Genomic DNA, 24,994 nt, shown 5'->3' with positions numbered 1-24,994 from the left:
GGTCAAGAAGGAGCGGTTACCGAACCAGAATGGACTCGATAAATGGCCGCTTCTTGAATGATGTCGTGCTTAATGCCGTCAATGCTTGTTGTTGTGACAAAAGTTTGCACTTTTTTCCGGATGGCATCAAGGAGGTGGGTTTGCCGAAAGTCATCGAGTTCTGACAACACATCATCAAGCAATAAAATGGGGTAATCGCCTAACTCGGAAAAGATGAGCTCAAGTTCTGCCAGCTTGACCGCTAGCGCCGTTGTGCGTTGTTGCCCTTGAGAACCGAAAGTTTGCACGTTTTTTCCATTCACGAAAAACGCGATATCATCGCGATGCGGGCCGATCAGCGTCGTTCCCCGCTGAACTTCCCGTTCCCTCATGGCAGCGAACGTTTCACTGTATGCTTCTACTATTCTCGACAATTCCGTCTTTTCTGATACGTCGACCGACGGTTCGTATCGGATGCAAAGCTGTTCAGCGCCGCGGCTGATTTCATAATGGATCGGCATCGCCCATTGCTCAAGCAGCGACAAAAACTGGCGGCGCCGCAGCGTAATTTTGGCCGCCAGCAATACAAGCTGCTCAGTTAACACATCAAGCACCGCCTCATCGCTCTGCTCGCGCGCTTGCATCATTTTTAAGTAATGATTGCGTTGCTGCAGCAGCTTTTGGTATTGGCTCAAATCATGTATATACACAGGCGACATTTGCCCGATTTCCATATCAACAAATCGGCGCCGCACTTGCGGACTTCCCTTGACTAAATTCAAGTCTTCGGGAGCGAACATGACGACGTTCAAATGGCCGACATATTGGCTGAGCCGCTGCTGTTCAATATGGTTGCACCTTGCTTTTTTTCCTTTTTTTGAAATCAACAGCTCAAGCGCTAACGATCCGCTTCGTTTTTCCGCTCTTCCTTCTATTTTAGCATACTCTTCATTCCAACGGATAAGGTCTTTATCGTTGGACGTGCGGTGCGACTTCGCCATAGCCAAAACATAAATGGCCTCCATCATGTTCGTCTTTCCTTGGGCGTTTTCTCCTAAGATGACGTTTACGCCCTCGCCGAAATTCAGCGTTTCATACTCATAATTGCGGTAATTCGTCAACGTTAAGTTGGTCAAAAACACCGAACCTTCACCTACTCCGCTTTTACGACGACGAACGTGCCAAACGGTTCAATGTCGACCCGGTCGCCGTCTCTCAGCTTTCGCCCGCGCCGGTTTTCCCGTTCTCCATTGACAAGCACGTGATGTTCCTGCAAAAACCATTTGGCCGCACCGCCAGTATCGATCAATCGCACGAGTTTCAAAAGCTGCCCCAGCGTAATCGTTTCCGTTGTGATCGTCACCCGTTGTTCCATCCGTTCATCGCTCGCTTTCTTTCAAACTGCCTATTTTTTTATTTTACCGGAAAATCCGCCCACTCGCAAAGAAAGCCGATGGGAAGGACGGGCGTATGTGTTGCCCGCCTTCTCATCGGACTTGAGAAAAAGCGGCGTTGCCGGGCGGCTTTTGCTCTTGAGGCTGAATGTTTTTCGCCAATAGGAGGGCGATGGGTCAATATGTTCTCACCGGCAAAATGAGCTGAAGCATCGAGTCGGTGTGAAGCGGGCGCAGCAGGAACGGCCGCATGGCTCCAGTGAAGCTGATTTGAATGTCTGTTCCATCAAGCGCCCGCAACGCGTCCATCATATATTTCGCGCTGAACGAAATGTTCAACTCTTCCCCTTCAAGAGACTCCGTTTGCAGCTGCTCCGTCACTTTCCCGATCTCCGGAGAAATCGAAGAAATTTCGAGCATTCCTCCAGGAAGCGTCGTCAGTTTCACAACGTTGTTCCTTCCTTCTCGAGCAAGCAAGGACGCTCGGTCGATTGCCTGCAAAAACTCTTTTGCATTGACGATCATGGTCGTTTTGCTTTCTGTTGGAATCAAGCGGGCCGTCTCTGGATAGTTGCCGTCAAGCAGCCGGGAGAAGAAGAGAAGGTGCTCCGCCTTAAACAGTACTTGATTGGCTGTCATGACGATGTCCACCGGGTGGTTGCCGTCATCCAAAATTTTGCTGAGCTCATTAAGACTTTTTCCAGGGATGACAACGTTGTATGACACTTCATTTTCCGACTCAATTTTCACTTTGCGCATGGCTAAGCGATGACTGTCGGTCGCTGTGCAGACAAGCTCGCCATGTTCAACTTTCCAGTTGACACCTGTCAAGATTGGGCGCGTTTCCGATGTAGAAACAGCGAACACTGTTTGCCGAATCACGGTTTTCAATAAATCAGCCGGGATTTGAAACACGTTTTCTTCTTCAATTTGCGGCAGGCGCGGATATTCGTCGGCGTTTAGCCCATTGAGGCGGAATTCTGAGTGCCCCGAGCGGATGATCGTCAAAAAGTTGTCTTCCGTTTCGATTTCCACCGTTTGTTGCGGCAGTTTTTTCACGATTTCAGAGAAAAAGCGCGCCTGCAGTACGATGCTCCCCGGTCTTTTCACATCAACGAGCAACTTTCCTTCTTTTTCAAGCGGAATAAACGATTCAATTGAAATGTCGGAATCGCTTCCGGTCAGCGTTACTCCCGAGGCGGTTGCTGTTAGTTTGATTCCGTTCAAAATCGGAATCGTCGTTCTTGTCGATACGGCTTTCATCACGTCTTGGACGCTCTTGGCCAACGCTTCGCGGTCAATGGAAATGTTCACGTTGCTGTTCCTCCCCGTTTCTTTAGATCGTCGGAAATAAATTATGAAAATATAAAAACAAAAACCGTAGTACTAGTCGTATGGCTTGTTAGTATGTGGATAAACAAAAAAAGCGAAGCAAGCACAGCCTGTCCACATGTGGATAAGCTGTGCATAAAACCGAGACAGTTGTTCACAGTTGCTTCAGCTTTTCTTGAATCTCTTGTATATGCCTTTGCAGCTGCGTATCGGTTTGCAAAAGCTTTGATATTTTTTCATGGGCGTGGATGACGGTTGTATGATCGCGTCCCCCAAATTCATCGCCGATTTTCGGCAACGAACAGTCGGTCAGTTCGCGGGAGAGATACATGGCAATTTGCCGAGGGAACGCGACCGATTTTGTTCGCTTTTTCGCTTTAAAATCTTCCATCTTGATGTTGAAATGCTGTCCAACAACGCGTTGAATGTCTTGAATCGTGATTACCTTCGGCTTTGCGCTCGGGATGATATCTTTCAATGCCTCTGCTGCCAAGTCAGCGGTGATCTCTTTGTTGATGAGCGACGAATAGGCGACGACGCGAATGAGGGCGCCCTCAAGCTCACGGATGTTTGAGTCAATTTGATTGGCGATATAAAGCATCACCTCGTTTGGAATGTCAAACCCCTCTGCCTTCGCCTTTTTGCGGAGGATAGCGATCCGCGTCTCCAAATCAGGCGGCGTAATGTCGGTGATGAGCCCCCACTCAAAGCGCGAGCGCAAGCGGTCTTCAAGCGTTGGGATTTCTTTCGGCGGTCGGTCGCTTGAGATGACGATTTGCTTGCTTTCCTCGTGCAGCGTATTGAACGTATGGAAAAATTCCTCTTGCGTTTGTTCTTTTCCAGCCAAAAACTGAATATCATCGATCAGTAGAACGTCAACGTTCCGGTACTTGTTGCGAAAGTCGTCAGGGCGGTTGTCTCGGATGGCGTTAATAAACTCATTCGTAAATTTTTCCGAAGATAAATAGACCACTTTCGCTGATGGGTTATGTTCAATCACGTAATGGCCGATCGCGTGCATTAAGTGCGTTTTTCCTAATCCGACGCCGCCATAGATAAACAAGGGGTTGTACGCTTTGGCCGGGGCCTCAGCGACCGCCAATGAAGCGGCATGGGCGAACCGGTTGCCGGAGCCGATGACAAACGTATCGAACGTGTATTTCGGATTTAACATGCTTTGTGGGAAATCGTTTGCCTCTTCATACGGTTTCCGTTGCTTTTTCTTGGATGACTGGAACTCCAGTTCTTCATCATCCTGATTTGGCGGAATGATAAACTTGACGGCCAATTCTTCGCCCGTGATGGTGTAGATCGTTTCCGCAATCAAATGGGAGTAGCGAGAATCAAGCCAATCTCTAGCAAACTCGTTCGGGGCTACGATGACGAGCGTGTCACCTCGTAAAGAGTGGGCTTTCGTTGACTTGAGCCAAGTTTCAAAGCTCGGCTTGCTGATTTTTCGTTCGATCTCCGCGAGCACGCGATCCCATAAGTCATGGATATTTTCCACCCGTTGCCCCTCCCTTAAGTCAGAGGATGATCGTTTGTTTGAAAAAATAAGTTTGTGGAAAAAGTATATTAAGGAAAAAAGCAGCTTTTCGACAAAATCCACCATCTGTGGATAACGTTATTAACACGCTGTGAAAAAAAATATCCACAAACTATCCACAAAATGTGGATAGATTTATCTTATTCACATGATTATCCATAGTGAAAACACAATAATAATAGCAAATAAAACGGCCTGTTGCAACGGGATTTTTTTGATTATCCACAAAATTGACAAGCTGTGCAAAAATCGTTATCCACACCATTGAACATGTGAAAAAAATGTCGATAAATGTTGTGGATTGTTGACAGGAGAGAGAAAATTTATCCACAACGATGATCAAAGTTGGAAAAACGAAGAGGCGGTTGACATTTGCTAAGATTGTTCAATATAATGAGAAAGACTGCCCGTAACTGTTATTCCCTAGGGAGGTGTCATAGATGAAACGGACGTATCAACCGAATAGACGGAAACGCAGCAAAGTGCACGGATTCCGCGCGCGCATGAGCACGAGAAACGGCAGAAAAGTGTTGGCGCGCCGCCGCCGCAAAGGAAGAAAAGTTTTGTCTGCATAATAGGCCACTGAAGTTTCAGTGGTCTTTTTTCTCAATGTTTTGCCGCCGGGAAATTAGGCAAATGGAGTGTTTTGGGAGAATGAAAAAAAAGTATCGGATCAAGAAAAACGAAGAGTTCCAGGAAGTGTTTCAGAGGGGCGCTTCAACGGCCAACCGCCAGTTTGTCATCTACACGCTTGACCGCCCGGAGCAACCTTATTTTCGCATCGGGCTGTCTGTCAGCAAAAAACTCGGAAAGGCTGTCGTCCGAAATCGAATCAAGCGATACATCCGCCAATGCTTCCTCGAATTGAAAGAGGACATCACCCCTGGCAAAGACTATGTCGTTATCGCTAGGCAGCCGGCGGCGGAGATGAATTATGCGGAAGTGAAAAGAAGTTTAATCCATGTGCTCCGGAAATCCGGAGGGCTGAAAAATGGAGGCCGGCCGCCGCATTCGGCTTGAAAAAATGCTCCACGCGGCAAAAAAAGATGGTAAAATACATACGTGAACTTGTATATGTGGGAGGAAAAAGAAGGTGAAAAGGCGAATCGGATTGATCGTTTTGTTCGGTGCGTTAGCGTCTGTGCTGGCCGGATGCACGGAAATTCACAAACCGATCACCCCGGAAAGCAAGGGGTTTTGGAACGAGTATATCGTTTATCCGCTTTCTTGGCTGATCAAATATGTCGCCGGGCTGCTCGGCGGAAGCTTTGGTCTGTCGATCATTGTCGTCACCATTTTGATCCGCTTGTTGATTTTGCCGCTGATGATCCAACAGACGCGCAACGCGAAGGCGATGCAAGCGCTTCAGCCGGAAATCGAAGCGCTCCGCAAAAAATACAGCTCAAAAGACGCGCAAACTCAACAAAAGCTCCAACAAGAGATGATGCTCTTGTTCCAAAAGCACGGCGTCAACCCAATGGCCGGCTGCTTCCCAATTTTGATCCAGATGCCGATTTTAATTGGGTTTTACCATGCCATCATGCGGACGAGGGAAATTGCTCAACATAATTTTTTATGGTTTGACCTTGGCGAAAAAGACCCGTACTACATTTTGCCGGTCATTGCCGGCGTGACGACGTTCATCCAGCAGAAAATCATGATGGCCGGCTCCGCTCAGCAAAATCCACAAATGGCGATGATGCTTTGGATGATGCCGATTATGATCGTCATTTTCGCGATCAACTTCCCGGCTGCTTTGTCGCTTTACTGGGTCGTCGGAAATATTTTCTCCATTGTGCAAACGTATTTCATTAAAGGGCCGGAGATTGCCGCCCATTCAGGAGGAGCGAAAAAGTGAAAGAAGTAACCGCGACCGCCCGAACAGTCGAAGAGGCGGTGCAGTTGGCGCTCGCGCAGCTTGGCGCGCCCCGAGAGCGTGCGGATATTGTTGTGCTCGATGAAGGGAAAAGAGGTTGGTTTGGCTTGTTTGGCGGCCGGCCGGCGGTTGTGAAAGCCGTGCTGAAAATCGACCCGGTTGAGGAGACGGTTCGCTTTTTGCAGCAAGTCATCGCGCAAATGGGGGCGGAAGGGGCAAGCATCGAAGCTGCCCGCCGCGGCAAGCAGGTGACGCTTCATGTGCACGGGGGGCCGGTCGGTCTATTAATCGGCAAGCACGGGCAAACGTTAAACGCTCTTCAGTTTTTGGCGCAGCTCGTCGCCAACCGCCATGCTGACGAATACGTGTCGATTGCCGTCGATGTCGAAAATTACCGCGAACGAAGGGAAAAGGCGCTGATCGAGCTGGCGCACAAGCTGGCCGCCCGGGCGGTGAAGACGGGAAAAGAAGTAAGGTTGGAGCCGTTGCCGGCGCATGAACGGAAGATCATCCACGCAGCGCTGGCTGGCAACAAGCACGTCTTGACCTATTCCGTTGGCGTTGATCCGCACCGTTCGATCGTCGTCGCTCCGAAAACAGGCAAAATGTCGCCGAAAAAAGAGGCGCCTCGCTAAACTGTAGAGAGGCGCCTCTTTTTTTACGGTGTTGGCGCCGCATGGAAGATTGGCGATGGAAATGGGGGGCGTTTCAGCAAGAGCTTTTTCAAATTGGGAAACAGCGCAGCAACAGTCTTTTTTGCCTATCCGTCCAGATGATTGTGAAGAAATCACTAGTTTCCATCAACTTTTTTGACGGCCGCCGCTTATATTTTTCAACAACCGCGTTGAGCGCGCCGTATTGTTATTCACATGTGGATAAGTTAAAATTGAACTAAGTGAATATGCACAAGGAAAACAAGCGGCCAAAACGGGCTGTGGATATAGAGAAAGCGGAGCAAAGAGAGGTGAACAGCTTTGACGGAATTTGATACGATCGCCGCCATTTCGACGCCGATGGGCGAAGGGGCGATTGCCATCGTTCGGTTGAGCGGAGATCAAGCGGTTGAGATCGCTGACCGGCTTTTCCGCAGCCCGAGCGGAAAGCGGCTCAAAGACGTTCCATCGCACACGATCCACTACGGGCATATCATCGATACGAAAAGCGGACGGGTCGTTGAAGAAGTAATGGTGTCGGTTATGCGCGCACCGAAGACGTTTACGCGCGAGGACGTGGTCGAGATCAACTGCCATGGCGGGTTTGTTTCCGTCAATCGGGTGTTGCAGCTCGTGCTGGCAAACGGGGCGCGGCTCGCCGAACCGGGGGAGTTTACGAAGCGGGCGTTTTTAAATGGGCGCATCGATTTATCTCAAGCTGAGGCGGTCATCGACCTAATCCGCGCCAAAACCGACCGAGCGATGAACGTCGCCCTACAGCAAATGGAAGGGCGCCTTTCAAAATTGATTCGCGAATTGCGGCAGACGATTTTGGAGACGCTGGCACATGTTGAAGTCAATATTGATTATCCGGAATACGATGATGTCGAAGAGATGACGCCGCTCCTTTTGCGGGAAAAGGCGGAATATGTGCGCGGGCAAATTGAAAAGCTTCTGTCGACCGCCGCGCAAGGAAAAATATTGCGGGAAGGGCTGGCAACGGTCATCATCGGGCGGCCGAACGTCGGCAAATCGTCGCTTTTGAATGCGCTCGTCCATGAAAATCGGGCGATCGTCACCGATATTCCGGGAACGACGCGCGACGTCATCGAGGAATATGTCAACGTCCGCGGCGTACCGCTTCGCTTGATCGATACGGCTGGCATCCGCGAAACGGAAGACGTCGTCGAACGGATCGGCGTCGAGCGCTCGCAGCAAATGTTGAAGCGGGCCGACTTAATTTTGCTCGTTTTGAATTATCATGAACCGCTGACGGAAGAGGACGAGCGGCTGTTTGCCATGATCGAGGGAATGGACGCCATCGTCATTGTGAATAAAACCGATTTGCCTCGGCGGATCGATATGGAGCGAGTCAAGGAACTGGCGGCCGGCCGGCCGGTCGTGGCGACATCGCTGTTGCATGAACAAGGAATTGATGAACTGGAAAAAGCGATTGCTGACCTGTTTTTTGGGGGTGAGCTGGAGGCCGGCGATTTGACGTACGTTTCTAACTCCCGCCATATCGCCTTGCTCGAGCAGGCGAAAACAGCGATTGAAGACGCGTTGGCCGGCATTGACGCCGGCATGCCGGTCGATCTCGTCCAAATCGATTTGCGCCGGGCATGGGAGCTGCTTGGTGAAATCATCGGTGATACGATCCATGAAAGCTTGATTGACCAGTTGTTTTCTCAATTTTGTTTAGGAAAATAATCAAGGAGGATATCGAAAAATGGATTACCATGGAGGAACGTATGACGTCATCGTCGTCGGCGCCGGCCATGCCGGCTGCGAAGCGGCATTAGCTTCGGCGCGCATCGGGGCGAAAACGCTTGTCATTACGCTCAACCTCGATATGATCGCGTTCATGCCGTGCAACCCGTCGATCGGCGGCCCGGCGAAAGGAATCGTCGTGCGCGAAATCGACGCTCTCGGCGGGGAAATGGCGAAAAACATTGACAAAACATACATTCAAATGCGGATGCTAAACACCGGCAAAGGGCCAGCCGTCCGCGCGCTTCGGGCGCAAGCCGATAAAGTGCTGTACCAGCGGGAAATGAAAAAAACACTCGAAAATCAAGAAAATTTGACGCTTCTGCAAGGAAAAGTCGAGCGGCTGATCGTCGAAGACGGCGTTTGCAAAGGTGTCATCACTCACACGGGGGCGCATTATTACGCTAAAGCGGTCGTCATTACGACCGGGACGTTTTTGCGCGGGGAAATCATCATCGGAGACATTAAATATTCGAGCGGCCCGAACAACCAGCAGCCGTCGATTAAGCTGTCCGAGCATTTAGAAGAGCTCGGGTTTGAACTTGTTCGCTTCAAAACGGGCACGCCGCCGCGCGTCAACAGCCGGACGATCGACTACAGCAAAACCGAGATCCAGCCGGGAGACAAGGAGCCGCGGGCGTTTTCGTACGAAACGACGACGTACATCACCGATCAGCTGCCGTGCTGGCTGACGTATACGACGGAGGAAACGCATCGCATCATCGATGAAAACTTGCACTTGTCGCCGATGTACTCCGGTATGATCAAAGGAACCGGCCCGCGCTATTGCCCATCGATCGAAGATAAAGTCGTCCGGTTCCATGATAAGCCGCGCCATCAAATTTTCCTTGAGCCAGAAGGGCGGGAAACGGAAGAAGTGTACGTGCAAGGGTTGTCGACAAGCTTGCCGGAACATATCCAGCGCAAGCTGCTCGAGACGATCCCGGGGCTTGAGAAGGCGCAGCTCATGCGGGCCGGCTACGCGATCGAGTACGATGCCATCGTGCCGACGCAACTATGGCCGACGTTGGAAACGAAGCTCGTGAAAAACTTGTATACGGCGGGGCAAATCAACGGCACGTCCGGCTATGAAGAAGCGGCGGGCCAAGGCATTATGGCCGGCATTAATGCCGCCCACCGCGCGCTCGGCCGCGAAGAAATCATTTTAAGCCGTTCGGATGCCTATATCGGCGTTTTGATCGACGACTTGGTGACGAAAGGGACGAATGAGCCATACCGCCTGCTGACGTCGCGTGCCGAGTACCGGCTTTTGCTTCGCCATGACAACGCCGATTTGCGCCTGACCGAGCTCGGCTATCGGATCGGTCTCATTTCCGAAGAGCGGTATCAAAAATTTTTAGCGAAAAAAGAGGCGATCGAACGAGAGAAAAAGCGGCTGCAAACGGTGATCATCAAACCGACGCCGGAAGTGCAGGAAGTCATCCGTGAAGCGGGGGGAAGCGAGCTGAAAGACGGCATTCGCGCCGCCGATTTGCTCCGACGCCCGGAGATGACGTACGAGCACATCCGAAAACTGGCGCCGGCTGACGAGGAGATCGCTCCGGAAGTGGCTGAGCAAGTCGAAATTCAAATCAAGTACGAGGGCTACATCCAAAAATCGTTGCAAGAAGTCGAACGGCTCAAAAAAATGGAAAACAAAAAAATCCCGGAAGATATCGATTACGACGCCATCCAAGGGCTTGCAACCGAGGCGCGGCAGAAGCTCAAACAAGTGCGCCCGCTCTCAATCGCCCAAGCGTCGCGCATTTCCGGCGTCAATCCGGCCGATATTTCGATATTATTAGTGTATTTGGAACAAGGAAGAATCGCGCGCGTGTCGAATGAATAAACAATGAGGGAAAGGATTGGCTTATGGAGGCGACACAATTTCAAACCATGCTCGAAGAGAGGGGAATCCCCCTCTCTTCCCGGGCGCTTGCGCAGTTTGAGCGCTATTACGAACTGCTCGTTGAGTGGAACGAGAAAATGAATTTGACCGCTATTACGGACAAGCCCGGCGTCTATGTGAAGCACTTTTTCGACTCGGTGTCCCCGGCTTTTTACTACGACTTTTCAGCGCCGCTTGCGCTTTGCGACGTCGGCTCCGGGGCGGGATTTCCGAGCCTTCCGCTCAAAATTTGTTTTCCGCATTTGCGCGTTTCCATCGTTGATTCGCTGCAAAAACGCATCCGTTTTTTAGAGCATCTTACCGCCGAGCTCGGGCTTGCGGACGTGGCGCTTTACCACGAACGCGCTGAGACGTTCGCCCGTCAAAAGGGGATGCGCGAATCATTTGACATCGTCACGGCCAGAGCGGTGGCGCGCATGCCGGTGCTTGCCGAACTTTGCCTTCCGCTCGTGAAAATGGGCGGGACATTCATTGCGATGAAAGCTGCTTCGGCGCCCGAGGAGCTGAAAGAGGGAAACAAGGCGATTTCTGTGCTTGGCGGAGAAGTGACGGCGACGGAAACGTTCACGTTGCCGTTTGACGAAGGCGAACGAACGATCATTTTCATCCAAAAAATGAGAAAAACGCCGAACCAATACCCGCGCAAACCGGGAACGCCGAACAAACAACCGATTCAGTAGCGTTTTTGCGGGCGGCGGGAGGGCTTTGCCGGCTGAAAGAGAGAAACAAGCTGTTTCGCTCCCCGCCTTTGTCCCGCGCCAAAAAACCGACCGTAAGGCGGCGTATGCCGGGCGAGACAGAGACATTTTGGCCAAGTATGTCCAAAGGTGGTGTAGGGGGATGAAGCATCCATTTTCGCGCTTGTTCAGCTTTGGAGAAAAAGAACAGGAAGAAATGGAGGAAAAGCAAGAGCGGGAGGAAGTTCGCCACATTCCGGTCAAAAGCATTATTCCGAACCGCTTTCAGCCGCGCACGATGTTTGATGAAGAGAAGATCGACGAGTTGGCGCTGACGATCCGCACGCACGGCATCATCCAGCCGATCGTCGTCCGCGAATGCGGGAACGGACGGTTTGAAATCATCGCCGGCGAGCGGAGATGGAGAGCGGTGCAAAAGCTTGGCTGGACGGAAATCCCCGCGATCATCAAAAACTTAAATGACAAAGAAACCGCCTCCGTCGCCCTCATTGAAAACTTACAGCGCGAAGAGTTGACGCCGATTGAAGAGGCGATGGCGTACGCCAAATTGATCGAGCTCCATGATTTGACGCAAGAAGCGCTCGCTCAGCGGCTCGGCAAAGGACAGTCGACGATCGCCAATAAGCTGCGTCTGCTGAAACTCCCGCAAGAGGTGCAAGAGGCGCTCTTGCAACGGGCGATTACGGAACGTCATGCGCGCGCGTTGATTGCCTTGAAAGATAAAGAAAAACAGCTGAAACTGCTGCAAGAAATCATCGACAAACAGTTGAATGTCAAGCAGACGGAAGATCGGGTGTTAAAGCTGCTCGAGGCGGGGGAACGGAAGCCAAAACCGAAGCGAAAGGCGTTCAGCCGCGATATGCGCATCGCCGTCAACACGATCCGCCAGTCGCTTTCCATGGTCGAAAGCAGCGGGGTGTCCGTCCAATCTGAAGAAGAAGAATTCGATGACTACTATCAAATTACGATTCGAATCGCGAAAAAATAACGAAAGTCACCTTTTGCCTCATCAAGCACAGCTGATGGGGTTTTTTCTTTCAGAAAACAAAGTCATTTTCCTGTTTTCGTGCTAAAATAAAATGGATTGAGGAAGAGATAGAGGTAGGTGGCATCGTGGGAAAAGTCATTGCTATTGCAAACCAAAAAGGCGGAGTTGGAAAAACGACGACGGCGGTCAATTTATCGGCCTGTTTGGCGCATCTTGGAAAAAAAGTGCTGCTTGTTGACGCCGATCCGCAAGGAAATGCGACGAGCGGCATCGGCATTGAGCGAGGCGATGTCGACGAATGCATTTACAATGTCATCATTGGCGACATGAAAGCAAAAGATGTCATTCGACCGACGGACATTGAAAATTTATACGTCATTCCAGCGACGATCCAGCTCGCCGGCGCAGAAATTGAGCTCGTCTCGGTCATTTCCCGCGAAATCCGGCTGAGAAACGCGATCGAGCCGCTGAAAGACAAATACGACTTCATTATTATCGACTGTCCTCCTTCGCTCGGCTTGCTGACGCTCAACGCGTTGACAGCGGCCAATTCCGTGCTCATCCCTGTCCAATGCGAATATTATGCGTTAGAAGGGCTCAGCCAGCTGCTTAACACGATCCGGCTTGTGCAGCGGCACTTAAACTATGATTTGCGCCTCGAAGGCGTTCTGTTGACGATGCTTGATGCAAGGACGAATCTAGGCTTGCAGGTCATTCAAGAAGTCAAAAAGTATTTCCGCGAAAAGGTGTACCAGACGATCATCCCGCGAAACGTGCGGCTGAGTGAGGCGCCAAGCCATGGCAAGCCGATCATTTTGTACGATGTGAAATCGCGGGGGGCGGAAGTGTATTTGGAACTGGCGAAGGAGGTGCTTGAACGTGGCTAAAGGTCTCGGCAAAGGCATCAGTGCGCTGTTTGACAACCTCTCTCTCAATGAACTTAATGGGAAAGAGGAAACGGTGCGGGAAGTAAGCATTCACGACCTTCATCCAAACCCGTACCAGCCGCGGAAAACGTTTCAGCCTGAGGCGATTGAGGAGTTGAAGCAATCGATTTTGCAGCACGGCATTTTGCAGCCGCTCATCGTCCGCCGTGTACCGAACGGATTTGAAATCGTCGTTGGCGAACGGCGCTACCGGGCGGCGAAAGAGGCGAATTTGCCGTCAGTGCCGGTCGTGGTGCGCGAGTTGACTGATGAGCAAATGATGGAGTTCGCCCTTCTTGAAAACTTGCAGCGCGAGGATTTGAACCCGATCGAGGAAGCGATGGCGTACAAAATGTTGATGGACAAGCTGCACTTAACCCAGGAGGAAGTCGCGAGCCGCGTTGGGAAGAGCCGTCCGCACATCGCCAATCATTTGCGTTTGTTGTCCCTCCCTTCAGATGTGCAAAAGCTGCTTATTGACGGCACACTTTCGATGGGACATGGCCGCGCGCTTTTAGGGCTGAAACAAAAAAGCAAAATGAAACCGATCGTGGAACGGACGATTCGCGAAGGGTTGAACGTCCGCCAGCTTGAAAAGCTGATCCAACAAGCGAACGAAAATGTTTCACGTGAAACATCGAAGCGGAAACCGCCGGAAAAAAGCGTGTTTATTCGGGAAAGCGAATCGTTGCTGCGCGAAAAATTCGGGACGAACGTCACGATTAAACAAACGAGGAAAAGAGGAAAAATTGAAATTGAGTTTTTTTCTCCGGAAGATTTAGAGAGAATATTAGAACTGCTCGATGTGCGGTTCGACGAGTAAGTCGGCCCTTTGATCAAGGCCGGTTTATTTTTTTGCAAGAGAGGGTTGGACATCATGGTGTTGTTAGGAACGATTGTCAACGGAGTGAGCATTATCGCCGGGGCGTTGATTGGAAAATGGCTTCATCGCATCCCCGAGCGAGTAAAGGAAACGGTGATGGGGGGGATTGGGCTTGCGGTGGCGTTGCTTGGCATACAAATGGGAATGAAAAGCGAACAGTTTCTCGTTGTTATTTTCAGCCTTGTTTTCGGCGGCATTCTCGGGGAGTGGTGGAACTGGGAGGAAAAGCTGAACCGGCTCGGTCAATGGCTCGAGGCGAAAGTGGGCGGAAACGGGCAAGGAAGCATCGCTAAAGGGTTTGTCAGCGCGACGTTGTTGTTTGTCATCGGGGCGATGGCCATCGTCGGAGCGCTTGACAGCGGGCTGCGCGGCGACCATAGCGTCTTGTATACGAAATCGATTTTAGACGGCTTTGCCAGTGTCATTTTGACGACGACGCTCGGCATCGGCGTCATCTTCTCCGCCTTGCCGGTCGTTGTTTATGAGGGGAGCATCGCGCTGTTGGCGACGCAAATCGAACGGTTTGTGCCGAAGGAAGTGCTCGATTCGTTCATCGCCGAATCAACGGCGACCGGAGGCATTTTAATTATGGCCATTGGACTCAATATGCTCGGTTTGACGAACATTCGCGTGGCCAATTTGCTGCCGAGCATTCTCATTACGGCAGCCGCCGTTTTCATTCTTTCACTCGTTTAACGACCGGTTGTTTTGGCCGGACAGAAAAGAAATCCCCTCCTTGAACAGCTGACCAAGAGGGGGATTTGCTGCCTACCATAATGAATGCCGGTCTGTTGAGAGCGGAGGGGCAGCGAGCCGCTCTTTTCGGAGGATGAACCGCTCTGCTTCGTAAATGCCATTGGCGATCGTTTTCGCCATATTCATGACAAGATGGAGGCGCGTATTTTGCAGGACGAAAAACTCCATAAACCCGCTGACATTGACAACCCCAGTAATATGGGCGTCGCCGACGGGAAGGAGCTGTTTGTTGACCCCAGCCCCAGGGCGGACCGGTCCTTTGGCGATCGTGATGGCGCCGACGCTTTTCAGCCGCCCGAGGCAGGCATCGACCGCGATCATGAACGGATCGTTATGAATTAGTCGAATGGCTTCTACCTTTTCTTCCAAATTAACGGCATGGATCGGTTCTTCGAGTGTTCCGTACACGTGAAAGCGGGTCAGTCGTTTTTCTTTCAACATCGTGCCGACAAGCGGTCCAAGCGAATCGCCGGTCGAGCGGTCCGTGCCGATGCAAACGATAGCGACCGGCTGAACGAGCGGGTCGGGAAGCAGTGAGGCGACCCGCCAGCCGATCGACGACACCGCCCCTTGCTCATCGTAAAACACGCGGTTCCTTTCCTCCTTGGACGAGAAAAATATCGATGGTATGCTCATTCGCTTCACTCCTACTTTCGTTTCAAAAGTATTAACAGTATACGGAAAATAAAAGAATGATATACATTTCATTGTTCGTTTTCTTGCCTTTTCTTCGCGATAACGGGATATCGGGCTACAAATCAGCGGCCGGTCTTGTTAAAATAAAAGCGCAGAACAAGAAAAAAGATTGAGGTGTCGCCAACGTTGAACACGATGGAAAAAACGATGAGCCGATTGTTCGCATTTTTGATAGATGAGAAATTGTGGCTCCAGATCGGAAAAGGGACGCTGAAGATTGTTCTTATCCTACTCATCTGCGCCATCGCGGTGAAAGTGTTGAAAATCGCCGTTCATAACATGTTCAAAGTGCGACAGAAGGCGCCGATCCGCATTTCCGAACGGCGGGAGGCGACGCTCGTTCGGCTGCTCGACAACGTCATTACGTACGTACTATATTTTATTGCGCTCTTGATGATTTTAGATACGTTTGGCGTTCCAGTCAAAGCGTTGCTCGCCGGGGCTGGGGTTGTCGGGCTGGCCGTGGGTTTTGGCGCACAAAGCTTAGTGAAAGACATCATCACTGGATTTTTCATCATTTTTGAAGACCAGTTTGCGGTCGGCGATTATGTGCGCATCGGCAATTTTGAAGGGTATGTTGAAACGATTGGGCTTCGGGTGACGAAAATTAAAAGCTGGACCGGGGAAGTGCACATTTTGCCAAACGGCAGCATCACTCAAGTGACGAACTATTCACTGCACAACAGCCTCGCTGTCGTCGACGTCAGCATCGCCTATGAAGAAGACATTGAAGAGGCGGAGGAAGCCATCCGCGAGCTTCTTCCGCAGCTGCCGGCGAAGTATGAAGACATGGTCGCCCCGCCGGAATTGCTTGGCGTGCAAAATTTAGCCAGCTCGGAAGTCATATTGCGCATCACGTGCGAAACGAAGCCGATGCGCCATCTGGCGGTCGCTCGGGCGATCCGCAAGGAAGTGAAGCTGCTGTTGGACGAACGGGGAATCGAAATCCCATACCCGCGGCTTGTGCTGCATCGCCGCGACGGACAAGAGCAGCCGGAGGCAAAGCCGCAACGGGAGCAATCGTTGTCATAGGGAGGTGGACCGATGGAAGAGAAAGAGTTCGGCCTATACGATATCGTCGAAATGAAAAAGCCGCACCCGTGTGGAACGAACCGTTGGAAAGTGATCCGCTTGGGCGCTGACATCCGCATTAAATGCGAAGGGTGCGCCCATAGCGTTTTGTTGCCGCGCAAAGAGTTTATCCGCAAAATGAAAAAAGTGCTCGTCAAGCATGAAGAATAAGCAAATGAAGCATGGCGGCGGGGCCATGCTCTTTTGTTGCGAAAGGGAGGGAGAAAATGACGGAAACGACGCATGTGACATCATGTCCGCTCAACTGCTGGGACGTATGCGGGCTGAAGGTGACGGTGAACGAGGGGAAAGTCGTACGTGTTGATGGCGACGAACACCATCCCATCACGAAAGGGAACATTTGCGGGCGCGGGCGAATGTTGAAAGAGCGGGTAAACGCCAAAGAACGCCTTCTCTATCCGTTGAAAAAAGTAAACGGGCAGTTCGTTCGCATTTCTTGGGAAGAGGCGCTTGATGACATCGCCGGGAAAATGCGGAAGTTGAAAGAACAATTTGGGCCGACAGCCGTGCTTCACAGCCATGATTACGCCAACAACGGGCTGCTGAAAAATTTGGACAAGCGTTTTTTCAATTGCTATGGCGGTGCGACGGAGCTTGTCGGCAGTCTCTGCTGGGGGTCGGGCATCGAGGCGCAAATGTGGGATTTCGGCAATGCTTACAGCCACGCACCCGAAGATATTGAAAATAGCCGGCACATCGTGATTTGGGGGCGAAACGTCGCCCGGACGAACATGCATTTATTTGAGCGGCTCTTGGCAGCGAAAAGACGAGGCGCAACGATCGTTGTCATCGATCCGCTGTTTGGCTCGACGGCGCGCATCGCCGACCGGTACGTATGCGTGAAACCGGGAATGGACGCATTTTTGGCGATGGGCGTCATGAAAGAATTGCTTCGCCTTGGACTTGAGGATCGCACCTTTATTGAGCAGCATACGCTCGGGTTTGAGGACGTGAAACAAGTATTGGATACGATTTCTCTCTCTGAGATCGAGCGGTGTACGGGCGTCAGCCGGGATCAAATGACGGAGCTGGCTCGTCTTTATGGGGATCGACCGACCGCAACGTATCTCGGCCTTGGCATGCAGCGCTATGCGAACGGTGGCAATACGATCCGGTGGATTGACGCTCTTGTTGCGGCAAGCGGCAACGTCGGCATTCCCGGCGGAGGGGCGAATTTCGGCAACTTGCAGGTGGGCGAGTGTTTTGATAAAGCCGCATTGACGCTCCCGGAGCGGAAAACGGCCTCGCGTACATGGACGATGATGAAGCAGGCGGAAGAAATATTGAAAGCGGATGATCCGCCCGTCCGCATGGTGATCGTTACATGCGGCAACCCGCTCGCTCAAGTGCCGAACACGAACTTGATGAAAAAAGCGTTCGCTTCCGTCGAAACGGTGGTTGTGTTTGAGCAGTTCATGACCGATACGGCTGCAATGGCTGATTATGTTTTGCCAGTAGCGGCTTCGTTTGAAGAGGAAGACGTCTATTGCTCATCGATGTACCATGCGTATATCAACTACGGGCCGAAGCTTGTCGACCCGCCGGGTGAGGCGAAGCCGGACTTGTGGATTTGGACGGAGCTGGCAAAACGGCTCGGGTTTGGGGACGATTTTGCCTATACGCGCGAGCAATTTCTAGCGATGGCGCTCCGCCCGTTGGAACAGTATGGTATTACGCTTGCACGACTGAAGGCAGAACATCGCATCCTTTTACCTGTCGAACCGGTGCCATGGCGCGATCGCTGTTTCCAAACACCGAGCGGCAAATATGAATTCACGTCGTCCGTCGCCAAGCAAAAAGGGATGGACGGCCGGCTGCAAATCATGTATCCGGCCGAATCGGAGGAGGCCAATCCATCATTGGCCGCCAAATATCCGTATCGGTTGTTGACGATCCATCCACTCCGTTCGAATCATTCGCAGCATTATCCGCTCATCCCAGCGCTTCAGACAGTCCGCATTGAGGTAGCGGCTGATGTTGCTGCGGCAAAGGGTCTTGCCGATGGCGACCGGGCGCGTGTTTACAACGACCGTGGATCGCTCGTGGGAACGGTCAAGGTGCTTGATGGCGCCTATCCAGGCACGATCAACATTGACGAAGGACAATGGGGAGTGTTCGGCGGGCCGGTCAACGTCCTCACGTCCGATTTGGAGTCGGATAACGGCTGCGGCAGCACGCTGTATGACTGTTTGGTCAATATTGAAAAAGTCACGTCGGAAGCAAAGTAAGCGGTTCACAGTTGCTTCGGATCAGTAGAAAAAAGATATTGTCGATGACAAAATGCGGTTTGAGGCTGTTGATCCGAAAAGATGATTTTGTCATCCAAGTGTTGGGAAAAGGGCGCAAACTTCCGCCTTTTTTGAAGCGGGTGGGAGAGGAAACATTCCCCGCTTGCGGCTCGCTTGTCATTTTCTGCGCCAGCCCATATAATGAGGAAAGATGTGAACGGGAAAGAGGAGTGGAACGAATGGGATTGACAGCAGGAATCGTCGGATTGCCGAACGTCGGCAAATCGACGCTGTTTAACGCCATTACAAAAGCAGGTGCTGAGTCAGCCAACTATCCGTTTTGCACAATTGAGCCGAACGTCGGTGTCGTCGAAGTGCCCGATGAGCGGCTCGATGTATTGACGGAAATGTTTCGGCCGAAGCGGACGGTGCCGACTGTTTTTGAATTTACCGATATCGCGGGCATCGTCAAAGGGGCGAGCAAAGGAGAGGGGCTTGGCAACAAGTTTTTGTCTCACATCCGGCAAGTCGATGCAATTTGCCAAGTCGTCCGCTGCTTCAGTGATGAAAACATCACCCACGTGGCGGGCAAAGTCGACCCGCTCGCCGATATCGAAACGATCAATTTGGAGCTCGTGTTGGCTGATTTAGAAACGATTGACAAACGAATCGAGCGGGTCGGCAAAATCGCCAAGCAAAAGGATAAAGAGGCGGCGTTTGAATACGACATTTTGCGGCGGTTGAAGGAGACGCTCGAAGACGGCAAGCCGGCGCGCACACTCGAGTTCACTGATGAAGAGATGAAAGTCGTCAAGCAGCTGCATTTGTTGACGATAAAGCCGATGCTTTACGTCGCCAATGTCGGCGAGGAAGATATCGCTGACCCTAGCGGCAATCCGTTTGTCAAGGACGTGCGCGAGTTTGCGAAGCGCGACAACGCTGAAGTCATTGTTGTCTGCGCCAAAATCGAAGAGGAAATCGCTGAGTTCAGCGATGAGGAAAAACGGCAATTTTTACAGGAGCTCGGCATCGAGCAGTCTGGCCTTGACCAGCTTATCCGCGCCGCTTACAGCTTGCTCGGATTGGCGACGTTTTTCACCGCCGGCGAGCAGGAGGTGCGGGCGTGGACGTTCCGCAAAGGGATGAAAGCGCCGCAATGCGCCGGCATCATCCATTCCGACTTTGAGCGAGGGTTTATTCGCGCGGAAACGGTGTCGTACGATGACCTTGTCGCGGCTGGATCGATGGCGGCGGCGCGCGAAGCCGGAAAAGTGCGCTTGGAGGGAAAAGACTACGAAGTGCAAGACGGCGACATTATGCATTTCCGGTTCAACGTGTAACCATCGGTTCGAGGGCAGGGCGGATGCAGCAGGTCACGGCATGGGGCCGTTTTTGGCTTGGTCATACGGATGGAAGATGTTTGCGCCGACGGAATGCGGCAAACTGCCTTGCTTATCGTTGTCGGTCATGGTATAATCAACAAATGTGAGTAATGGTGATTGCTCCTTGCTCTTCGAATGGAAGGGCCGCTTAGACCAAAAGGAGGTGACGAGCGTGAGAAAGTACGAAATCATGTACATCATCCGCCCGAACATGGACGATGAAGCGAGACAAGCTCTCGTGGAACGGTTCAACAACGTGTTGAAAGAAAACGGCGCGGAGATTACGAACGTGGCGGATTGGGGCAAGCGCCGCTTAGCCTATGAAATTCAAAAATACCGCGACGGCTATTACATGATCGTCAATGTCGTATCGGAGCCGAAAGCGGTGCAAGAATTCGACCGCTTAGCGCGCATCAGCGAAGACATCATCCGTCATATCGTCGTCAAAGAAGAAGAATAATCTTTTCGACATGATTAAGAGGTGGTTCTGATGATTAACCGCGTCATTTTGGTCGGCAGGTTAACGAGAGATCCGGAGTTGCGTTACACTCCAAGCGGAGTGGCTGTTGCCACGTTTACGCTCGCGGTCAACCGTCCGTTTACAAATCAGCAGGGCGAGCGGGAAACGGATTTTATTCAATGTGTCGTTTGGCGCCGCCAGGCGGAAAACGTCGCCAACTTTTTGAAAAAGGGGAGCTTGGCTGGTGTCGATGGCCGACTGCAAACCCGCAGCTATGAAAATCAAGAAGGTCGGCGCGTGTACGTGACGGAAGTGGTGGCTGATAGCGTCCAATTTCTTGAGCCGAAAGGAACGAGCGAGCAGCGAGGGGCAACAGCAGGCGGCTACTATGGGGATCCATTCCCATTCGGGCAAGATCAGAACCACCAATATCCGAACGAAAAAGGGTTTGGCCGCATCGATGACGATCCTTTCGCCAATGACGGCCAGCCGATCGATATTTCTGATGATGATTTGCCGTTTTAATAAACAAGTCGCTTGAAGCCCCTGTCTCTAAACAACGCGCAGGCAGCGGGCCATTCCACCGATGAGGAAACGATGGCAACGGAAAGGAGGAAATAGCATGGCAGGACGGAAAGGCGGCCGCGGCAAACGCCGCAAAGTATGTTACTTCACGGCGAACAACATTACGCATATCGACTACAAAGATGTCGATTTGCTGAAAAAGTTCATTTCTGAACGTGGTAAAATTTTGCCGCGCCGTGTAACGGGAACGAGCGCGAAATATCAGCGCAAATTGACGGTCGCGATCAAACGCGCGCGCCAAATGGCGCTTCTGCCGTACGTTGCGGACGAGTGAGCCGAAAGCAAGCAGTAAGGGGGGATCCTTACTGCTTTTTTTATCTCCTCTGACTGAGCGGACTCCCACTCCCAAGCAGAGTGAAAGTGGGGAAGGAGGTCAAATCACCAAAAAACAAAGAAAGGGGAACGTCCATTGCGAAAAACGCACGCCCTCACCGAAGCGGCGATTGAGCTCGCACTGTTTGCTGTTTTGTTTTTGCTTGCGCTGTACGCGCCGGTCATTGGGATTGTCGCCGCTTTGTTTTTAGCGCTTCCGTTTATGGTGTTTACGATGCGCCATGGGTGGATTCCAGCTATGTTGCTGCTGGCGGCGGCCCTTGTCATCTCCGGTTTGATCGGCTCGCTTTTGTCGCTGCCGATGGCGCTTATGTTCGGCACCGTCGGCATGGCAGTCGGCGCGATGCTTTCGAAACAGAAAAACCGTTATCTTGTTCTTCTTGTCGGCGCGCTTGTATTTTTGGCGAATATCGTGCTTGATTACATCATCTCGATTCAATTTTTGCACGTCGATATGATCCAAGATACGCTTGCGCTCGTGCGAGAATCGTTTGACACGGCAATGAATCTAATGAAGGGAATGGGACAAGCGCCGCCTTTGGAGATGCAAAGGCAGTTCGAACAAGGGCTGAAGCTGATCGGCTATATGGTTCCGACGCTGTTTGTCATCGCTTCGTTTGCGCTGGCGTACGCGACGATCATCGTCTCGCTGCCGGTGATGAAGAGGCTGAAGCTGCCGGTCGGTTCATGGCCGCCGTTTCGCGAGCTTATGTGGCCGAAAACTGTATTGTGGTTGTATGTCTTTGTGCTCCTTCTCTCCTTGTTCCCGTTCAAAGAAGGATCGTTTGCCTATATCGCCGTGTTGAACTTATCGTATGTGTTGCAGCTGGCGATGATTGTGCAAGGATTTTCGTTTCTTTACTACGCCGCTTACAAAAAAGGGGTTGGCAAAGGTGTGGTGGCGGCAGGGACGGTCGTTTGCTTATTCCTGCCTTTTCTACTTTATCTTGTGGCGATATTCGGTATAATTGATTTAGGATTTGATTTGCGCCGCCGCATATGATAATTGGATAAGGCGAGTCATTTCTTCAGTGTAGGAGCTGACTTGAATGTCCCATTTTTATGAAAGGAAAGCGTATCGCTATCCGTTATATGCGTTAGCCGCCCTGGCGGTGCTTATGGCGATTGGCTTGTTTTACTTCCAATGGCTGCTTGGCCTCGTCGCCCTTCTTGGCGTCGGGTTTGTGCTTTATTATGTCATTGGGGCGCAACGCTCCTTGCATAAAGAGTTGGAGCACTATATTTCCAATTTGTCGCACCGGGTGAAAAAAGTAGGCGAGGAAGCGTTGATGCAAATGCCGATCGGCATTATGCTCATCGATGAAGGGGGAGAAATCGAGTGGTCGAACCGTTTTTTGGCCGCCTGCTTTAAGGAACAGACGCTTGTCGGCCGCTCTCTCGCCGAGCTTTCCGAATCGTTGGCCGCTTTTGTGAAAAGGGGAAAAACGGACGAAGAGATCGTCGAATTGAACGGAAAGCAGCTGAAAGTGGTCATTCGCCGCCCTGAACGGCTTCTTTACTTTTTTGATGTTACTGAGCATTTGGAATTGAAGCGGCAGTACGAAGCGGAACGGCTGGTGCTCGCCATTATTTTTCTTGACAATTATGATGAAATTACGCAAGGGATGGACGATCAGGCAAAAAGCCAACTAAACAGCCTCGTCACTTCCGTGTTGAACCGGTGGGCGAACGACTATGGCATTTTTTTGAAGCGGACGTCATCCGACCGATTTATTGCCGTATTGAACGAACATATTCTTGGGCGGCTCGAGAAAAGCAAATTTTCCATTCTCGACGAAGTGCGAGAGCAGACGGCAAAACATCATGCCCAGCTGACGCTGAGCATCGGCATCGGCGCCGGCGTGTCCCAGCTCCCGGAGCTCGGGGCGCTCGCTCAATCAAGCTTGGACTTAGCGTTGGGGCGCGGGGGCGATCAAGTCGCGATTAAGCAAGGAAATGGAAAAGTGAAGTTTTACGGCGGCAAAACGAACCCGATGGAAAAGCGGACGCGCGTCCGCGCCCGCGTCATTTCCCATGCGCTTCGCGAACTGATTGCAGGAAGCGACAAAGTGCTCATCATGGGGCATAAATATCCCGATATGGACGCCATGGGAGCGGCTATCGGCGTTTTAAAAGTCGTCCAGTCGAACCAAAAGGAAGGGTTTATCGTTATCGATCCGGCAAGAACCGACGCCGGGGCGCAACGGTTGCTTGAGGAAATGAAAAAACATGCTGAATTATGGTCAAGATGCCTAAAGCCAGAGCAGGCGCTTGAGCTCGTCACCGAGGATACGCTTTTGATCGTCGTCGATACGCATCGTCCGTCGCTCGTCATTGAAGAGCGGCTATTGTATCGCACCGACCATATCGTCGTCATTGATCACCATCGCCGCGGCGAAGAGTTCATTGAGGCGCCGATTCTCGTCTATATGGAGCCTTATGCTTCTTCGACATCGGAACTCGTCACCGAGCTGTTAGAGTACCAACCGAAACGGATGAAGCTGACGATGCTCGAAGCGACCGCCTTGCTTGCCGGCATCGTCGTCGACACGAAAAGCTTTACGCTCCGCACCGGCTCGCGGACGTTCGACGCTGCGTCATACTTGCGCGCCCAAGGAGCGGATACGGTGCTTGTGCAAAAATTGCTGCGGGAAAGCATCGCCAACTACGTCAAACGGGCGAAATTGATCGAGCGGGCGGTGATCGATGAGCATGGCATCGCCATCGCTAGAGGGGGCGAGAACGAGGTGCACGACCAAGTGTTGATTGCACAAACAGCCGATACGCTTCTCACTTTAAGCGGCGTCGTTGCTTCGTTCGTCATTTCCAAGCGGGCTGATGGAACGATCGGCATCAGCGCCCGTTCGCTCGGCGATGTCAACGTGCAAGTCATTATGGAACGGCTTGGCGGCGGCGGGCATTTGACGAACGCCGCCGCCCAGCTGTCTCAAGTGACGGTTGAAGAGGCGGAACGGCAGCTGCGTGAAGCCATTCATGACTATTTCGAGGGGGGGAAGCCATCATGAAAGTCATTTTTTTAAAAGATGTGAAAGGAAAAGGAAAAAAAGGGGAAATCAAAGACGTCGCCGACGGCTACGCAAACAACTTTTTGTTCAAACAAGGGCTCGCCATTGAAGCAACGCCGGCCAACATCAAGGCGCTCGAAGCGCAAAAACAAAAAGAGCAGCGTCAAGCGGCAGAAGAGTTGGCGAACGCGAAAAGACTGAAAGAAGAGCTCGAGAAGCTGACGGTGGAAATTCCAGCGAAAGCCGGCGAGGGCGGCCGTTTGTTTGGTTCGATCACGAGCAAGCAAATCGCTGAGGCGCTTCAGGCCCAGCACGGCTTGAAGCTTGACAAACGGAAAATCGAGCTTGCTGATGCCATTCGCTCCCTCGGATATACGAACGTGCCGGTGAAGCTCCATCCGGAAGTGACAGCGACCTTAAAAGTGCACGTCAAGGAACAAAAATAACGGTAGCGACGATGCCCCCGCCCGCTATGGCGGGGG

General features: G+C 51.8%; 26 protein-coding genes. 21 read left to right on the top strand and 5 right to left on the bottom strand.

What is annotated here, in order from left to right:
• Positions 1–2: 2 nt before the first annotated feature.
• From recF to dnaA, 4 genes are all read right to left on the bottom strand, one after another.
• Positions 3–1,121, bottom strand: a complete 1,119-nt coding sequence (gene recF / locus B1A75_RS04635; protein ID WP_074042946.1) for a DNA replication/repair protein RecF — start codon at positions 1,119–1,121, stop codon at positions 3–5.
• Between the two features lie 11 nt (positions 1,122–1,132).
• A complete protein-coding gene (yaaA, locus tag B1A75_RS04630) occupies positions 1,133–1,354 on the bottom strand; it encodes a S4 domain-containing protein YaaA (RefSeq protein WP_031406397.1) in 222 nt (73 codons plus the stop codon).
• Between the two features lie 196 nt (positions 1,355–1,550).
• Entirely contained in the window at positions 1,551–2,687 is a 1,137-nt protein-coding gene (gene dnaN, locus B1A75_RS04625) for a DNA polymerase III subunit beta (RefSeq protein ID WP_079935832.1), read from the bottom strand.
• 172 nt (positions 2,688–2,859) lie between these two features.
• Positions 2,860–4,212 (bottom strand): chromosomal replication initiator protein DnaA, encoded by a 1,353-nt coding sequence (gene dnaA, locus B1A75_RS04620; protein ID WP_217700889.1) that lies wholly within the window; start codon positions 4,210–4,212, stop codon positions 2,860–2,862.
• 479 nt (positions 4,213–4,691) lie between these two features.
• Between dnaA and rpmH the strand changes: the two genes are divergently transcribed.
• The 11 genes from rpmH (at position 4,692) to B1A75_RS04560 (ending at position 14,650) form a co-directional block, all read left to right on the top strand.
• A complete protein-coding gene (rpmH, locus tag B1A75_RS04615) occupies positions 4,692–4,826 on the top strand; it encodes a 50S ribosomal protein L34 (RefSeq protein ID WP_003253900.1) in 135 nt (44 codons plus the stop codon).
• A gap of 79 nt (positions 4,827–4,905) precedes the next feature.
• Entirely contained in the window at positions 4,906–5,271 is a 366-nt protein-coding gene (rnpA, locus tag B1A75_RS04610) for a ribonuclease P protein component (RefSeq protein ID WP_074042945.1), read from the top strand.
• A 73-nt stretch (positions 5,272–5,344) separates the two neighbouring features.
• Positions 5,345–6,109 carry a YidC family membrane integrase SpoIIIJ gene (spoIIIJ, locus tag B1A75_RS04605; protein ID WP_074042944.1) on the top strand — a complete coding sequence of 255 codons (765 nt, stop codon included), beginning with the start codon at positions 5,345–5,347 and terminating at the stop codon, positions 6,107–6,109.
• Complete coding sequence (gene jag / locus B1A75_RS04600; protein WP_074042943.1) at positions 6,106–6,762, top strand: RNA-binding cell elongation regulator Jag/EloR; 657 nt, start codon at positions 6,106–6,108, stop codon at positions 6,760–6,762. The genes spoIIIJ and jag overlap by 4 nt, the downstream gene beginning before the upstream one ends.
• Before the next feature lie 339 nt (positions 6,763–7,101).
• Positions 7,102–8,490, top strand: a complete 1,389-nt coding sequence (gene mnmE / locus B1A75_RS04590; protein ID WP_074042941.1) for a tRNA uridine-5-carboxymethylaminomethyl(34) synthesis GTPase MnmE — start codon at positions 7,102–7,104, stop codon at positions 8,488–8,490.
• Positions 8,491–8,509: 19 nt separating this feature from the next.
• Positions 8,510–10,399, top strand: coding sequence for a tRNA uridine-5-carboxymethylaminomethyl(34) synthesis enzyme MnmG (gene mnmG / locus B1A75_RS04585; RefSeq protein ID WP_033024485.1), 1,890 nt, complete (start codon positions 8,510–8,512; stop codon positions 10,397–10,399).
• A 23-nt stretch (positions 10,400–10,422) separates the two neighbouring features.
• Positions 10,423–11,139 carry a 16S rRNA (guanine(527)-N(7))-methyltransferase RsmG gene (gene rsmG, locus B1A75_RS04580; protein WP_079935831.1) on the top strand — a complete coding sequence of 239 codons (717 nt, stop codon included), beginning with the start codon at positions 10,423–10,425 and terminating at the stop codon, positions 11,137–11,139.
• Between the two features lie 160 nt (positions 11,140–11,299).
• On the top strand, positions 11,300–12,145 hold the full coding sequence (noc, locus tag B1A75_RS04575; protein ID WP_011232954.1) for a nucleoid occlusion protein: 846 nt from the start codon (positions 11,300–11,302) through the stop codon (positions 12,143–12,145).
• Positions 12,146–12,270: 125 nt separating this feature from the next.
• Positions 12,271–13,032, top strand: a complete 762-nt coding sequence (locus B1A75_RS04570) for a ParA family protein (RefSeq protein ID WP_011232953.1) — start codon at positions 12,271–12,273, stop codon at positions 13,030–13,032.
• Positions 13,025–13,894: a ParB/RepB/Spo0J family partition protein gene (locus B1A75_RS04565; RefSeq protein WP_074042939.1), complete on the top strand. Its 870-nt coding sequence runs from the start codon at positions 13,025–13,027 to the stop codon at positions 13,892–13,894. Before B1A75_RS04570 ends, B1A75_RS04565 begins: the two co-directional genes overlap by 8 nt.
• Positions 13,895–13,948: 54 nt before the next feature.
• Entirely contained in the window at positions 13,949–14,650 is a 702-nt protein-coding gene (locus tag B1A75_RS04560) for a DUF554 domain-containing protein (RefSeq protein WP_074042938.1), read from the top strand.
• A gap of 72 nt (positions 14,651–14,722) precedes the next feature.
• On the opposite strand, the gene yyaC is transcribed toward B1A75_RS04560, so the two are convergent.
• Positions 14,723–15,346, bottom strand: a complete 624-nt coding sequence (yyaC, locus tag B1A75_RS04555; protein ID WP_074042937.1) for a spore protease YyaC — start codon at positions 15,344–15,346, stop codon at positions 14,723–14,725.
• Positions 15,347–15,532: 186 nt separating this feature from the next.
• On the opposite strand from yyaC, the gene B1A75_RS04550 reads away from it, so the two are divergent.
• The 10 genes from B1A75_RS04550 (at position 15,533) to rplI (ending at position 24,958) form a co-directional block, all read left to right on the top strand.
• On the top strand, positions 15,533–16,438 hold the full coding sequence (locus tag B1A75_RS04550) for a mechanosensitive ion channel family protein (protein WP_074042936.1): 906 nt from the start codon (positions 15,533–15,535) through the stop codon (positions 16,436–16,438).
• Positions 16,439–16,450: 12 nt separating this feature from the next.
• The gene (locus B1A75_RS04545) at positions 16,451–16,648 is read left to right on the top strand and encodes a DUF951 domain-containing protein (protein WP_074042935.1); all 198 of its coding nucleotides are present in this window, start codon (positions 16,451–16,453) and stop codon (positions 16,646–16,648) included.
• Positions 16,649–16,704: 56 nt separating this feature from the next.
• Positions 16,705–18,726, top strand: coding sequence for a molybdopterin-dependent oxidoreductase (locus tag B1A75_RS04540; RefSeq protein WP_079935830.1), 2,022 nt, complete (start codon positions 16,705–16,707; stop codon positions 18,724–18,726).
• A gap of 239 nt (positions 18,727–18,965) precedes the next feature.
• A complete protein-coding gene (ychF, locus tag B1A75_RS04535; protein WP_011232946.1) occupies positions 18,966–20,066 on the top strand; it encodes a redox-regulated ATPase YchF in 1,101 nt (366 codons plus the stop codon).
• Positions 20,067–20,280: 214 nt separating this feature from the next.
• On the top strand, positions 20,281–20,568 hold the full coding sequence (gene rpsF, locus B1A75_RS04530) for a 30S ribosomal protein S6 (RefSeq protein WP_079935829.1): 288 nt from the start codon (positions 20,281–20,283) through the stop codon (positions 20,566–20,568).
• A 30-nt stretch (positions 20,569–20,598) separates the two neighbouring features.
• Complete coding sequence (ssb, locus tag B1A75_RS04525) at positions 20,599–21,093, top strand: single-stranded DNA-binding protein (protein WP_011232944.1); 495 nt, start codon at positions 20,599–20,601, stop codon at positions 21,091–21,093.
• Between the two features lie 97 nt (positions 21,094–21,190).
• The gene (gene rpsR / locus B1A75_RS04520; RefSeq protein ID WP_008880812.1) at positions 21,191–21,427 is read left to right on the top strand and encodes a 30S ribosomal protein S18; all 237 of its coding nucleotides are present in this window, start codon (positions 21,191–21,193) and stop codon (positions 21,425–21,427) included.
• 135 nt (positions 21,428–21,562) lie between these two features.
• Positions 21,563–22,489: a YybS family protein gene (locus B1A75_RS04515; protein ID WP_011232943.1), complete on the top strand. Its 927-nt coding sequence runs from the start codon at positions 21,563–21,565 to the stop codon at positions 22,487–22,489.
• Positions 22,490–22,535: 46 nt separating this feature from the next.
• On the top strand, positions 22,536–24,512 hold the full coding sequence (locus B1A75_RS04510; protein WP_079935828.1) for a DHH family phosphoesterase: 1,977 nt from the start codon (positions 22,536–22,538) through the stop codon (positions 24,510–24,512).
• Positions 24,509–24,958, top strand: coding sequence for a 50S ribosomal protein L9 (gene rplI / locus B1A75_RS04505; protein WP_074042929.1), 450 nt, complete (start codon positions 24,509–24,511; stop codon positions 24,956–24,958). Before B1A75_RS04510 ends, rplI begins: the two co-directional genes overlap by 4 nt.
• Positions 24,959–24,994: the final 36 nt, after the last annotated feature.

The organism is Geobacillus sp. LEMMY01 (genome assembly GCF_002042905.1).
Taxonomy (GTDB): Bacteria; Bacillota; Bacilli; order Bacillales; family Anoxybacillaceae; genus Geobacillus; species Geobacillus proteiniphilus.
Note: the sequence above shows the minus strand (reverse complement) of the source record. Positions and strands in the feature narration are given on the sequence as shown.